The organism is Campylobacter showae (genome assembly GCF_004803815.1).
Lineage (GTDB): Bacteria > Campylobacterota > Campylobacteria > Campylobacterales > Campylobacteraceae > Campylobacter_A > Campylobacter_A showae.
The window spans coordinates 153,715-168,160 of record NZ_CP012544.1 but is presented as its reverse complement, the minus strand read 5'-3'; the positions used below and the strand labels follow the sequence as shown (position 1 = coordinate 168,160).

The 14,446-nt window shown below is 45.8% G+C and carries 11 protein-coding genes; 6 read left to right on the top strand and 5 right to left on the bottom strand.

Going from position 1 to position 14,446, the window contains the following annotated elements; all coding sequences use genetic code 11:
* Window positions 1-33 precede the first annotated feature (33 nt).
* The 6 genes from CSHOW_RS00835 (at window position 34) to CSHOW_RS00810 (ending at window position 6,316) form a co-directional block, all read left to right on the top strand.
* Window positions 34-513 (top strand): hypothetical protein, encoded by a 480-nt coding sequence (locus CSHOW_RS00835; protein ID WP_002949342.1) that lies wholly within the window; start codon window positions 34-36, stop codon window positions 511-513.
* Complete coding sequence (gene nfo / locus CSHOW_RS00830) at window positions 510-1,349, top strand: deoxyribonuclease IV (protein ID WP_002949343.1); 840 nt, start codon at window positions 510-512, stop codon at window positions 1,347-1,349. The genes CSHOW_RS00835 and nfo overlap by 4 nt, the downstream gene beginning before the upstream one ends.
* Window positions 1,350-2,597 carry an OmpP1/FadL family transporter gene (locus CSHOW_RS00825; RefSeq protein ID WP_002949344.1) on the top strand — a complete coding sequence of 416 codons (1,248 nt, stop codon included), beginning with the start codon at window positions 1,350-1,352 and terminating at the stop codon, window positions 2,595-2,597.
* A gap of 9 nt (window positions 2,598-2,606) precedes the next feature.
* The gene (locus CSHOW_RS00820) at window positions 2,607-4,151 is read left to right on the top strand and encodes a fatty acid--CoA ligase (protein ID WP_002949346.1); all 1,545 of its coding nucleotides are present in this window, start codon (window positions 2,607-2,609) and stop codon (window positions 4,149-4,151) included.
* On the top strand, window positions 4,151-5,878 hold the full coding sequence (locus CSHOW_RS00815) for an ATP-binding protein (RefSeq protein ID WP_002949349.1): 1,728 nt from the start codon (window positions 4,151-4,153) through the stop codon (window positions 5,876-5,878). The genes CSHOW_RS00820 and CSHOW_RS00815 overlap by 1 nt, the downstream gene beginning before the upstream one ends.
* Window positions 5,879-6,064: 186 nt before the next feature.
* Window positions 6,065-6,316, top strand: a complete 252-nt coding sequence (locus tag CSHOW_RS00810) for a hypothetical protein (RefSeq protein WP_002949350.1) — start codon at window positions 6,065-6,067, stop codon at window positions 6,314-6,316.
* Between the two features lie 10 nt (window positions 6,317-6,326).
* On the opposite strand, the gene CSHOW_RS00805 is transcribed toward CSHOW_RS00810, so the two are convergent.
* The 5 genes from CSHOW_RS00805 to CSHOW_RS00785 form a co-directional block, all read right to left on the bottom strand.
* Window positions 6,327-8,174 (bottom strand): dynamin family protein, encoded by a 1,848-nt coding sequence (locus CSHOW_RS00805; RefSeq protein ID WP_002949353.1) that lies wholly within the window; start codon window positions 8,172-8,174, stop codon window positions 6,327-6,329.
* Window positions 8,167-10,431 (bottom strand): dynamin family protein, encoded by a 2,265-nt coding sequence (locus tag CSHOW_RS00800; protein ID WP_002949355.1) that lies wholly within the window; start codon window positions 10,429-10,431, stop codon window positions 8,167-8,169. Before CSHOW_RS00800 ends, CSHOW_RS00805 begins: the two co-directional genes overlap by 8 nt.
* Window positions 10,432-10,595: 164 nt before the next feature.
* Window positions 10,596-11,960 (bottom strand): coproporphyrinogen III oxidase family protein, encoded by a 1,365-nt coding sequence (locus tag CSHOW_RS00795; RefSeq protein ID WP_002949356.1) that lies wholly within the window; start codon window positions 11,958-11,960, stop codon window positions 10,596-10,598.
* A gap of 184 nt (window positions 11,961-12,144) precedes the next feature.
* Window positions 12,145-13,461, bottom strand: a complete 1,317-nt coding sequence (locus CSHOW_RS00790; protein WP_002949357.1) for a hypothetical protein — start codon at window positions 13,459-13,461, stop codon at window positions 12,145-12,147.
* A 35-nt stretch (window positions 13,462-13,496) separates the two neighbouring features.
* On the bottom strand, window positions 13,497-14,288 hold the full coding sequence (locus CSHOW_RS00785) for a DUF2314 domain-containing protein (protein ID WP_002949358.1): 792 nt from the start codon (window positions 14,286-14,288) through the stop codon (window positions 13,497-13,499).
* Window positions 14,289-14,446 lie beyond the last annotated feature (158 nt).

Here is a 14,446-nt window from a genome sequence, read left to right as displayed (position 1 = left end):
ATAAAAAATAGCTTAAACCAAGGATAAAAAATCATGAAAAAATTTTCCAAATTTGCTTTGACTGCGCTCGCTTGCCTTGCATTTAGCGGCTGTGCCGCGCTACAAAGCCAAAAATCATCAGACAAATTTACCGTCACCATCCTCACTCCGCCGCTAAAAATCAACGACGTGGGCTTCCTGCATAAAACCGCAAACCAGCTAAATTTGCAAATTTACAGCTCGGGCGTAAATACGGTAAATCTCAAAATAAACGACAAAATTTGCATGAACGGCGCGTGCTTTGAGAAAAAAGAATTTAACAAAAAGTTCTTTTTAGAGGAGAGATACGACGACTTTTTTGCGGAAATTTTAGAGCGCAAGCCGCTGTATAACGGCATAAATGTAATGACAAATTCGTGCGGTTTTATACAAGATATAAGTAAATATTCAATAAAATACGAAGTTTGCGGTAAAAATATCAGCTTTTTCGACGCTAAAAACCGCATAAAAATCATCATAAAAGAGCTTCAATGAAATTTATCGGCGCGCACGTCAGCATCGCGGGCGGCGTAGAAAACGCTCCGCTAAATGCGGCAAATATCGGCGCAAACGCCTTTGCGATGTTCGTCAAAAATCAGCGCCAATGGGAGGCCAAGCCGCTTTCCCAGGAAAATATCTCCAAATTTAAGCAAAATTTAAAAGCCTCCCATATCGAGCCCAGGCACGTTTTGCCTCACAATGGCTATCTTATAAATTTAGGCCATCCAAACGATGAGCAGCGCCAAAAGTCCATTAACGCCTTTTTGGATGAAATTTACCGCGTAGAGGCGCTCGGTCTAATGATGATAAATTTTCATCCGGGCTCGTATCTAAATGAAATTTCGCCAGAAATTTGCCTCGAAAATATCGCAAACTCCGTAAATTTCCTACTCGAAAATAGCCAAAACGTAAGGCTAGTCATCGAAAATACCGCCGGCCAGGGCTCAAATTTGGGCTTTAAATTTGAACACCTAGCCTACATCATCAAACGCTGTACCGATAAAAGCAGGATCGGCGTGTGCCTCGACACCTGTCATACCTTTGCCGCGGGATACGATATCAGAGACGACTACGAGCGCGTGATGAGCGAATTTGACGAGATAGTCGGGCGCGGTATGCTGCGGGGTATGCATATAAACGATACGAAATTTGACCTAGCCAGTAAAAAGGATCGCCACGAGAGCCTAGGCAAAGGCTTTTTGGGCTTAAAAACATTTGAAAACATCATAAACGACCCCCGCACGGACGATATCCCGCTAGTTTTAGAGACGATCGACGAAAGCATCTGGGCGGACGAGATAAAAATTTTAAGAAACTTTAAAGGAGAATAAATGAGAAAATATATCGGCGTTTGCCTAGCGGCTTGCTGCTGTCTAAATGCGGCGGGCTTTAAAATCCCCGAGCAAAGCGGCGATAGCATCGCGCTTTTAAACTCAAACGTCGCGACGAGCTTCGGTCCCGACGCAGCCTATAACAACCCGGCGAATATGATATTTCTAGACGGCGGACACTACCTAGAGAGCTCACTAACCTACCTGCGCATGTCAAAGACGAAGTACAGGCACTATAACGGCGACAAACTCACCTCCAAAAGAGCGAACGCGCTCGTACCTACGTTTCACTTCGTGACGCCGCAGTTTGATGACTGGCGCTTTGGTCTATCAGTCGTCGTGCCTGCGGGAATGTCGATGAGATGGGACGAAAATTTGCCTAAAGCCACTTCTAAAAAATTCGACCTAAAAGTGATCGAGGTAAATCCTAGCGTCGCCTACGCGCTAACCGACAACATCGCGTTAGGCTTTGGCCTGCGCGCAGTTTACGCTAGAGGAGAGGCCGTGCAGGAGGTCTCAGGCGCCCTACCCGCCTCGCAGGATATCAAAGGCGACCGCATAAATTTCGGCTACAACGCGGCAATCACCTATAAACCTACTTCAAATTTGAGCCTAGCGGCCACCTACCGCTCGAAAGTAAATATGAATCTAAAAGGCGACACCGACATCAGCGCGCCGGCGCACCCGAGGGGGGCGTTTCCGAGCGGCTCGTATAGCGGCAGCGCAAAGCTATCCGTACCGCTACCTGCGAGCTTAAATTTAGCCCTATCGTACAAAATCGCAAACACCACGCTGTTATTTGACTTTGAGCGAACCTATTGGTCTGCGTGGAAAGAGCTTGACTTCAACTACCCTGGCGCCTCGGCCGCTCACTACCGCAACCCGTTTTTTGCAGCATTTGATGCGTCCAAAAAACGCGACTGGAAGGACAGCAACGCCTACCGCATCGGTGTAGCACACGACGCGACGGATAAACTCCGCCTAATGGGCGCGGTTACGTTTGACGAGGCCGCATCTAGAGCCGATACTACGGGCTTTGACCTGCCAGATACCAAAGCCGTCATCTACGCAGCGGGCTTTAACTACAAATTTACAGACGCTTTGGAGCTTGGAGCTAGCTACTTCTACCAAGACAGAAAGGCGCGCGACGTGAGCTACTACTCAAACGCGTCAGGACTCTATCCAAACGGCAAATTTGAACGTGGCAATGCTCAGGCGATAAATTTGAACGTAAAATATAAATTTTAAGGCGCGGCTATGAACTACCCTTACGAAAATTTCGAGGATATGCTAAACGCCGCAGTCGATAAAAACGGCGGCGGTATCGCGATCTATACAGAAACTAGCAAAATAAGCTACAAGCAGCTACGCACAAACGCCTTTACGCTGGCTGCGTTTTTGCAAGGTATGGGCATAAAAAAAGGCGACCGAGTCGCGATGATCGTAAATAACTCGCCCGAGTTTATAGCTAGCTACTTTGCCATCACTCTGCTTGGCGCCGTGGCGGTGCCGATAAATACCTTCTTAAAATACGAAGAATTCGAGTACATCATAAACGACTGCGGGGCGAAATTTCTCTTTGCTTCGGCCGAGCTAGCCAAAGAGATACGCGGACTAGAGAGCAAAACCGCAATCAAAAAGATCGTCTGGATCGGCGATAGGGCCGAATTTGACGGAAACAATATCGCCTACGCTCACGCGCTAAACTGCCGTATAGAGCTAAATTTGACCGACCGACCAAAGCTTAATGACCTAGCCCACATCATCTACACCTCAGGCACCACGGGCAAGCCAAAGGGCGCGATGATCAGCTACCGCAACCTCATCTCAAACGTCCAGGGCGCGCACGAGGTCTTTCACGTACGTATGAAAGATAGATTTGCCGTGTTTTTGCCGATGTTTCACAGCTTTACTCTCACGGCGATGGTGCTGCTACCGATATTTTCGGCGTGTTCGCTTATTTTAGTAAAGTCCATTTTCCCGTTTTCAAACGTCCTAAAACAAGTCCTGCTCAAGCGCGCGACCGTGTTTTTAGGCGTGCCGGCGATCTATACGGCTATCGGCAAAGCTAAAATCCCGTGGTATTTTCGCTGGTTTAACTGCATTAGGATTTTTATCAGCGGCGGAGCGCCTTTGGCTGAGCAGACTATTACCGATTTTCGCGTCAAATTTCCACGCGCGGTGCTAATAGAGGGCTACGGCCTTAGCGAATGCTCGCCTATCGTCTCAGCAAACACGCTGCAAAAACAAAAAATCTCAAGCGTCGGCTTGCCGCTGCCGGGCTACGAAGTAAAATGCATAAACGACGAGATGATGGAGCTGCCAGCAGGTGAGGTCGGCGAGCTAATCGTAAAAGGCGACTGCGTGATGCAGGGCTACCTAAATATGCCAGACGCCACAGACGAGACGATCGTAAACGGCTGGCTACGCACGGGCGATCTAGTCAAGATCGACGAGGAGGGCTATATCTTTATCGTCGACCGCAAAAAAGACCTCATCATCTCAAAGGGCATCAACATCTACCCGCGCGAGATCGAGGAGGTGCTATTTAAACTGCCCCAAGTCGAAGCTGCCGCAGTTATCGGTGTCAGAGACGAGCACGCAGACGAGGAGGTCACGGCCTTTATCCAGCTTAAAGAAAACATGAGCCTAGACGAAAAAGATATCCGCGCGCACCTCAAAAAACACTTGGCGAATTTTAAAATTCCAAAGACGATTTATTTTAAAGACGAGCTGCCTAAAAACGCGACGGGCAAGGTGCTCAAACGCGTTTTAAGGGATCAGATAAGGGGTGAAATTTAGTGCGGTTTTTGATAGAGTTTATCGGCGGCGAGCAAAATTCTAAAATTTCCTCGCTCATAAAATGCAGCGAAAACGAGGCGAAAATTTTACGCCACCTGAGCAAAAACTACGTCGAGGGCACTCCGCAAAGTAGCGCTTACGACGTGCTTTGCGCGGTTTTTGGTAGCGAGGAGTATAAATTTTTAGCAGGCCTTGCAGACGTAAAGAGCCTGCTAGAAAGCGGCTGGATCGTGCAGGGCTTTTCTATATTTAAAAACCCTAACGCAGAGAGCGCGGGCTCAAATTTACTCGGCCTACTTCACAGCGAGATCTCGCTTTCGCCGCTTTTTCTTAAAATTTTAGAAGAGGGCGAGTTTGGGCTCACGCTGCCCGCAGTCGCGCCCTACGCCGATCACCTTGATTATCTAAAAGACCAGTTTTTGCGCGTGGAACTTTACGGCAAGCTCTCGTTTTTTAGCAAAAACGTCTCAAGCGACGCCAAAAGCCGCCTCGAAAAAGATGTAAAAGAGCTAGAAACCATCATCGAAAAACGGCTAAATTTAAGCAAAATTTCGATCTCCGTCGAGCAAATTTTTAAAGATAACGCGCTAAACGACAAAGAACAGCTTATTTTTCTCGCGCTTTTAAAGGAAGAGTACGTCGGCGAAACGGACGCCAACCGCGATTTAAACGCGCTTGTTGGGATTTTGAGCGCAGACGAATTTGAACGTATCAAAAATCGCTCCCTACTAGATGAAGGCTCAAAGCTAATCGAAAACGGCCTCATCGACTACGACGAGTCGCTAAATACCTACGGCGGCTTTAGCAGAACGTTTTACATAACCGACGAAATTTTACAAAGCGTAATGCACCCAAAAACCGAGAGCAAAAGTAAAAAACTAGCGCTAGAAACTCTCGTAAAAGAGCAAGAAATCTTTGAGTTAATCGAGCCCTCGACCGACATAAACGACGTCGTGCTAGACGTCAAGGTAAAGGAGCTACTGGACGCAATCCTAAAGCAAGTAGACCGCCGCGTGCTAGCGCGTCTATCTAGCTGGGGCATCAAGTCGCGCAAAAACGTGGACGCCAAAATCATCTTTTACGGACCGCCGGGTACGGGCAAAACCATGAGCGCGCTAAGCCTCGCAAAGAGCCTAAAAAAGCAGGTTCTTAGCTTTGACTGCTCTAAAATTTTGAGCAAATACGTCGGCGAGAGCGAGCAAAACGTGCGTAAAATTTTTGACACCTACAAAGAAATCTGCGCTAAGAGTAAGAGCGAGCCCGTACTGCTGCTAAACGAGGCCGATCAGTTTCTAAGCACGCGCGTCGAGGGCGGCAGTGGGGCGGATAAAATGCACAACCAAATGCAAAATATATTTTTGGAGCAAATCGAGCGCTTTGAGGGCGTACTCATCGCCACGACGAACTTCTTGCAAAGCCTGGATATCGCGTTTTCTCGCAGATTTGATTATAAGATCGAGTTTAAAAAGCCCGACCTCGCCGCTCGTCTTGCGATCTGGCGCAAAGTGCTGCCCGAAAATGCGAGCTTTGAGGAGAATTTTGACGTCAAGCAGCTGGCTAAATTTGAGCTAAGCGGCGCGCAAATCATGCTGGCGCTCAAAAATACCGCGCTAAAAGTAGCCGTGCGCGAAGACGGGATATTTACGATGAGCGACTTTGAGAGCGAGATCAAACGCGAGATGAGCTCAAATTTCGGCGAGGATAAAAAGGTCGGGTTTGACGGGTAAAAATCGGCTAAATTTGGCTTGCTGTTTGGCTAAGACGCGTTTTGCTAAATTTACGCCACTTGCAAAGCTTTATCGCGTATTCTTACAAATTTAAGCGTTAAATTCGTAGCTCGGCAGACGCAAATTTGATAAGCGATTTAAATTTATCGCAGCCCTAGCTACTCAAATTTGAAAAGGTTATCAAGCATGAGTGATTTTTTACTACGCCAAGTCAAGTTATTTTTAGGTATAGCAGCCGTTTGCGCTCCGCTATGCACGGTAATCTACTTCATATCAAAAGAGTATTTTGATGAAATTTTAGTCGGCATTTTCATCACGTATATTTTCCTGCTCGTTGTTTTCGTTTTTAAATTCATCAAGCTACTTTTAGGCTTCAAAGACGAGAACAAAAAGCCAGTTTGGGAGCAAATTTTAACTTGGCTGTCAAATATCGCTTAGATCGCCGCGCTCAAAGCAGGATTTGCCGGCCAAACCCCTCGCCCGCTTTTAAAATTTCATCCCTTAGTTTCTTGTGTCCTGCCGATAGAGCAGCGATTTTAGCTAGTTTTTCGTCTTTTATCTTTGCAAATTCGCTCTTTAGCGCCGATAAAATTTTATTTAAAAATGACGCACTACCAAGCATCTCGTTTTCAAATTCGTATAAATTTAGCGACGTCAAAACGCGGTCTTGCACCTCGTCAAAGCTCGGGATAAACAGAGCAAAGCCGTTTTGCTCGTGCGCGCGCATCGAGCCTGCGATCTTTTCTTTTAGAAAATACACGGCGATTTTGACGGCGTTTTCGTAGTTTGCGGCGACTTTGAGGTTTAGCTTTTCAAAAAACAGCGCCGTCTTTTGCAGCCCTTTAAATTTCGCCGTCTCATAGTCCCTCAAAAACGTCCTATACACCTGCCCTGCATACGTTCTAACATCGGCAAACACGGTCTCGGAGTGCGTTTCATCCTCTTTTTGCGCGTTTTCAAATTCGGATTTATAAATCATAAATTCGCGCTCCAACCGCTCGTAAATTTCATCCAGCGCAGCGCCGATTTCTTCTTGCAACGCGCTTAAACCTCGCTTATACGTCCTAAAAAATTTAGCAAATTTCACGTCGTTGTAGATGAGTTTTGAAAATACCTCGTCGCTGTCAAAATCCACCGCCTCGTACGAGCTAGCTTCAAAATACTCGCCCTTTAGCAGCGTTTTTCGCGGCGCGTATTTATACTTTTTCACGCTTTTTAGACTAGCTAGGATCTCGTCTGCAACGAGCTTTGCGACGTGTTTTAGCTCGTTAAAGGCTAGCTCGATTTTCGGTTTAAAATTTTCTTGCACGGCTTTTAAATTTGACTCTAGCTCGGCGTCAAATTTGGAGATTATCTCGCCCGCTTTTTCGTAAATTTTAGCGATTTTTTCGTGCTGCTTGGCATTTACGGCAACCAGTCTAGAGCACTTTTCGCGCACGAATTTTTCCTTTATATCTTCGCTGCCAAAAAGCTCGCGGATAGCGCTTATCACTTCGCTAAAATTTGACTCTGTCAAAAGTGCCGCATCGCCCTCGGCTTGCGCCGTTACGGCTTGTTTGGCGGAAACTGCGATGATACGCTCGAAAAATCGCCCGTATGTCGCCTGCGCGTGAGTTTTGAGTCTCTCAAGCTCGTCCTTGCTTAGCTTATCTTTTTGATTTAGCAAACAGATCGCCGTTTTGCCCCCGCCAGCCAAAAATTCCTTGATCTGCGCGGATTCGCTAGCGCGCGCGGCGTTGTCGGCGAGGCTTAGCCAGATGACGCCCGCGACGTCTTTTAACACCTCGTGCGTGACGGCGGTGTCGGCCTTTGAGAGCGAGTTTAACCCTGGCGTATCGACGAAATTTACCAGCTTTAAAATTTCAGACGGCGCATAAACGCAAAGCCTGCTCACGTCGTCGCCAAACACGCGCTGATCGACAAAGCGCCCTATCTCCTCGACGCCCAGATACAGCTCTCTGCCGTTTTCATAAAGCACGCTAAGCCCTGGTGCGGCGCCGTATCTGATAAAAGTCGGCTTTGATGTCACCGGAGTTAGGCCCGAGGGCAAAATTTCGCTGCCCAAAAGCGCGTTTAAAAACGTCGATTTGCCGCTAGAAAACTGCCCGACGATAGCGACCGTAAGCGGGCTGGATAAAAACAGATCAAGCTTGTTTAGCTCCTGCTTTAGCTCGGCGCTTGGGTGAAATTTGGGCTCGGTTAGCTCGTTTTGCAGCCGTCTAAATCGTCCGTGAAAATCGTCCGAAAATATCTTAAAATACCGCGTTTTATACGCGTTTATAAACTCCTCAAACACTTTGCAGCTCCAAATTTATAGCATTTAACGCCTCGCTTTGCGAGTTTAGTCGCTCTAGCTCGCGCGAGTCCCGACCGCTAGTTTGCGCTAGCTTGGCAAGCTCGTTTTTTAGGGCTTCTTCGCTGATTGCGAGCGCCTTTTCTTTATCTTTTAGCGCGGCTTCGATACGCTGTTTAAACTCGCTTTTTTCAAATTCGCTAAGCTCGAAAACGAAATTTTTGATCCGCTGGGCGCCCAAAAACTCCTCTGCGGCTAGCTTGGCGGCTTCAGATACGCCTTGCGCGCCCGAGTTTGCGGCGCCAGCCACCGCATCTGCAACCTCTATGCACTCTAAATTTATCCCTCTTGATTGCAGATAGTCGTTTATGCTAAAGACCTTTGCCGCCGCCGTTTTGCCCTCAAATTCGCCGAATTTTAGCGCGATATTTTGCGTGCACGCGGTGATTTGCTGCACGATCTCGTTGCGGTTTTGGCGCATTAGGACGACGACGCCGTCTTTGATCGTCGTTTGCGCGATACGAGCCAGACGCTGCGGGTCGATCTTTTGTTTTTTGGCGGCCGAGTAACTTACATCATCTGCGATACGCTGCTTTAGCGTTTGCGCCAAAGACCTTAGCCCCAGTTCGTAGCTAGCCGCGGTTTTAGCCGTATCTAGGCGCTCTAGCTCCTCTTTTGCCGCGTCTCTTACATCCTCTAGGTGGCTAGCTAATGCGGCCTTTTGTTCGTTTAGCTCGGCGAGCTTTTGCGACAAGCTCAAATTTGAGCCCGTTAGCTTTAAGATATCGCTTTGCGTATCCGCCGCAAACTGCGCGCAGACGCGCCCTAGCTCCTTTTTATATGCTTCGATACCAAGGCAAGATTTTTGGCTACTAGGCCCAAAAAGCGTCTCGTAAAGATACTGCTTAAACTCCTCGACGCCGCTGTTTTGCCCGCCCTCAAAATAGCTTTTAGCACTCACGGCGAAAAACTCCGCTCCGATACCCAGCTCCCGCGTGCGCTCCTCGACGCTCTTTTTGGCGTAGGCGGCGACCTCGTTTAGCTCGCCTTCTTTTAGCACGTCGGCGTGAGTTAGCAACACGGCGAGCTTTACGGCGTGGGAGTTTTGCAAGCTTGAAACGATAAAGTCCAGATCCTTTTGCGTGGCGCTTTGCGAGACGTTCATCAGGTGCACCATCAGATCGCACTCTCGCATAAATCGCCGCACCAGCTCCTCGCGCGCAGCCACCGCGTCATCAATGCCTGGAGTGTCAATTATGCGTACGTTATCTTTTAAAAGCTCCAAATTTTCGTAAAGCTCGACACTTTTTACGAATTTAGCGTATTTGGAGTCCGCCGAGGTGTAGAGCTTGATCTCGCCCGTTTTGACCGTTTTACTAGCGGGCTGATCGGAGCAAATTTGTTCCGCGTCAGGGCTTTGAAATTTAGCTTCTGCCTCATCGCCGTCCGCATTAAATTTGACGTTTAAATTTTTCGCCGTTTTACTCTCAAATTTGACGCCCAAACCGCCGTAAATTTGGGCTATTTCATTATCTTGATCTTGCGCTATGCCAAGCTCTTTTAGCTCCGCTTCGCTCCAAAAATTTACTTTTGCAAAAGGCTCGGGCGAATATTTTAGCACCGTTAAATTTACAGTCTCGGGCACGTTTGAAGCGCCCAGGATTTTCTTACCCAGCAGCGCATTTAGAAGGGTTGATTTGCCCGCGTTTATGACGCCCGTGACCGCGACGTTAAACTCTAGCTCACGCGCTTTTTGGCGCGCTTTTGCTGCTGCGTTTGCGACATGCGCGTGCGGGTTTAGCGATAAAATTCGCTCGCAGATATCATTTAGCGCGTCTATTTTTTGATGAAAGACGTCTGATTTTTTAAAATTTGAGCCCTCTTGCTCGTTCCCTGCGGTCAAATCTGCGCTAAGAGAGCGTAAAAATGCCGCAAGCCTGCTAAAATGCGCGGCGGAGATTATGTTTTCGGTTTGCAGGATTTCTAGCGCGGCGAGTAGTTTTGATTTTGAGATTTTTGCGGATTTTAGAGCGTTTATCGCGCCTAGCTGGGCACACTGGAGGCTGTATATATTGGCCTTTAGCCCAAGCGCGTGAAGGATATCTCTAAACTCCTTTAGCGCCATAAATCTATCGAAATTCTCCGCATCCGCCGCGAGTAAAACGGCGAGGTTTCGCTCGTCTGCGAGAATTTGCGTTTTGGGATCCAAAAAAAGCTTAAGAGCGCCCCAAATTTCGCTTAAAAATTTATCCGTATCCACCGCTTCGCCTTTGGTAAAATTTGCGTCCGCAAGGTCGCTTTCGGGGCGAAATTTAGCATAAATTAAATTTAAACAAGCTTGGGCGGGTTATTTTCGTGATAAATTTAAAGCAGTCCGTAAGAGGATCAATTTTGACGGTAAAATTGCATCAAATTTACCCGAAATTACATAGCGGCTCGCGGCTGGATAATATTTTGTTCAAATTTTTGCTCGGTGTCTTCGCTCATTATGCGCAAAATTTTGCTGCGTTTGATCTTCGCGTCGTTTTTAAATATCGCGCGCACTTTGTCCATGCCCGCGTAAAAGTCACGCATGAGCACGACGCAGGTGTATTTGCCAAAAAACGTCGGCTTTATGACGCCGTTTTCTTCGTAGATCGCGTTTACCAGCTTTAGCAAGCTAAGCTCGACAAATAGGTCTTTGTTGATGTTCGCATCGTTTTGTTCGTTGTAGGCTTTGATATCGACTGCGCCGTCAAAAAGCCTTGTTAAAAACGTATATTTTAGTCTCTCTTTTTTGCTAAATGCGCATTTTGCGATGACCGGACTTTGTCTATCTTTGACCTTTCTGCCGTAGTCAAGCAGGTTAAAGGCGTTTATAACTAGCTCGCCGTCTAGGAAGCTAAACGCACCGCTGCCAACACCAACGTACTCTAAATTTGAGCCCACGTATTCGTCGCGAAGGCCTGCGCTTTTTTCATTTGAAAATGCCCAAGCGTTGCTTTGTCTGTAGCCGCTTTTAGCAAATTCGCTCACGATGATCTCGTAAAATTCGCGCTCGTTATCGACGTTTGAGACGCCGAGCGAGCGAGCGATGTTCTCTCTTGTTAGCTCTGATTTCATGAGCGGATAGAAGGTGATCTGCTGCGGAGAGATCGATTTTGCGACATTTATGTCGTTTATGAGCTGCTCTTTTGTTTGATTTGGCAGGTTAAATATGAGATCTAGGCTTATAACCGGGATCTTGCCAAGAGCCTTCTCGAGCTTTCTTTTCGTCTCTTCTGCAGAGCCAAATTTCTCATACCTGCCGACTCTTTTTAACGTCTCGTTATCAAAGCTTTGCACGCCTACGCTTAAGCGGTCAATAAGCCCGTCAAAACGGGTTAAACTCTCCGGCGAGATATGGTTTGGATCGCTCTCTGCCGAGACATCTTCGATACTAAAGAGCTCTTTTGCAAGTTTTAGCGTCTTTTCAAGCTCGGGTTCGTTGATAAGCGTCGTGCCGCCGCCGACATAAAGCGAGCTAAAGTCAAAGCCGGCCTCTTTTACCTGCCTCATCTCCTCGCGTAAATTTTCAAAGTAAATTTTCGCAAGCTCCTGTTCGTAGTGATACTTGTGAAACGAGCAATACGGGCAAAAAGTGTGGCAAAACGGCACGTGAGCGTAGAGCATGTATTTTTTATATTTTTTTGGAGTTTTTGTGTAAGTTGTGGTCAAAATATCTATGTTAAATTCGTTGTATAGTGATTTTTGAATAGAATTATGAGCGTAATTTACCGCAAATTTTTCTATAATATTCTTAAATCCCACAATTAATTCCTTTTCTTAATTTTTATCGCGTATTTTACTTAGGTTTTGCTTAAAATAAAATTTTAAGGCCCTAGCCTAACCTATTTAAATAAATTTTACGTAAATTTTGCCGGAGAAATTTACGGGTGAGCTTATATATCTTTTTGTTGTATTTCGTTAAATTTTATCCATAAGCTTGAATATTTTACTCCTTAGCCCTTGAGATGATCTTGCTCGAGTCAAGCTCAAATTTCACTCCGTCTTTTGCCTGCAGATAGTAAAATTTACCGATATTGCAAAGCGACTTAATGCCATAAATTTTAACCGTCTTTTCATCTATCTCACAAGGTCTTTGATCTTTGCCTTTCGCCTTGCAAAGAGACTTTGGTAGGGCATTTAGCGCACTTTTATCAACTAGTAGAAATTTATAATCCACATCGCCTATATTAAATATTTTGGCTGAGTATTTGATAAACAAAAGCGAGTTTGAAACTATCATAAGAGTGAGTGCAGCGTAAAATACAAACGAAAAGTCCTTGGTTTCTTTGATGCTTGAAACGCCTAGCATAAACGAGAGCATGAATGAGCAAAATAGCATCCAAAGCGCCAAAAATTCGCTATTTTTTGAGATAACAACCGAAATGATAAAGAGTAAAATCATGAGAAACGACAAAAGATAGATGATAAAATTTGGTCTATCTTTAAAGAAAACTGCCAAATTTACTCCGGCGTAGGAGAGTAACAATAGCGATAAAATAGCGCCCCAGCCGTAGTTTAGCTTGAAGGCTGCAAGGGCTAAAACGGCAAATGAGACGAGCGTTAAAACGTAGATGAAATTTGAGTTATAAAAAAATAGAAATTTTGGCTTTTTAAATTTGTACTTTTTATCGTCTTTTTGGTATAAAAATGAGATAAAAACCAGGACTAATATCTCAAAAAAGGTGACAAATGCGGTAGCGCAAAAGAGCAAAATGCCCGTAAATATCATCTCTGAACTATCTAAGCTCGGGAAATATCCGATCTCGGAGCCAAAATACAAAAAGTAGCAAAGCACACTAATAATCGGCACGATGAAATTTGAATGCCTAAAGAAAAAAGCAACGCACTCTTTTATGAAATTTGCCTTTAAATTTGCCGAGTGCTCACTCAAACGACTCTCGAAAAATGAGTTTAAAAGTAGCTCGTTTTTGACCTTTTCAAGCTCGTCTGACTCCTTTGATAGCGCTCTTTTGTAAAATTCATAGTTTTGCTCGCTAAAGTCTTTTTTGATCTCGTCTTTTATGTCTAAGACAATAAGAACGATCTGCTCTTTTATCTCGACGAGTCTTTTTGAAATTTCAGCAAAATTTGTCCTATTTAGCCTACCAAAAAGATCGCTCTCTTCATTTAAAAGAGCGATCAAACGCGCTTGTTTACTATTTCTTATCTCGCAACATGAAAAACTCGCCTTTAAGAAATTTACAAATTTTTTAGCGTTTTTAATGCTCTCGTCTTTTTGGTTTAAAATATCTTGGTAGCTCAAATTTTACCTATCTTATTTAAAATTTATAAATTTAGTTATCTAAGCACCTTTGCGATTTCGCTCCAGCCCAAATGCTCGGCAAAATCAGCCGCAGTTTTACCGCTTTTCGTGCGCGCGTTTTTGTCGGCGCCGTTTGCCAGCAGTATGTTTATGAGCGTTAGATTACCCGCGAGCGCCTCGTGGTGCAGCTGCGTAAATCCGAGCTCATCGGCGTCCGTGAGGATACTTGGGTTTTCTTTGACGTATTGCTCGAACTTCTCGCGTACATTTTTGCACATCGGGTGCTCGATCAAATTTTCCGGGTGTTCTTTTTGCTCGTAAACTACCAAAATATCGTTAAAATCGCCAAAATCAAGCCCCCATGCTTTATCGTGCTCTTTTAGCTCGCCCTTTTGCATACGTGAGCGCATCGCCTGCACACTAAAGCCGCCGTACGCGCGTCCGCCCACCGCAAACATCCAGTCGCTCATCTCGTCTATCTTTGCGCTCACGCGATCGCCGTTTTTTACGTTTTGCACGGCGTCAGGCTCGTTTACGAGCGTGCCAGAGATAGTCTCGCCGTCAAAATCCACGTCGTTTATCCACATATGCTCACCCACTTCCTCGCCGTCCACTACGTCTAAAAAGCAAATTTTAACCATCGCGAAATCAAGCCCTGGCACGACCCTGTGGCGCTCCCAGTAAAGCTCACGCCAAAAATACCTAAAACTCTCACGCGCCTGCTCGAATGAGCGCTGCATATAGTCCTCTTCGTTGCTTGCGAAATAAATCGGCATTTGCTCGCCCAGATCGACTTGTTTGCCGAAAATTTTCTTAAAAAAGCCCATTTTATCCTTCTTTGTTTTTAGATTAAGAGTTAAAATTTAAATACGTTAAATTTGACGAACCGCTAAATTTTGAATGAAAAAATAAAGCAACTGTTTCGCAAAATTAGGCGAGGCGATTTAAATTTTGCGACGGGAGTTAACGAGTGGGTAATGACCGA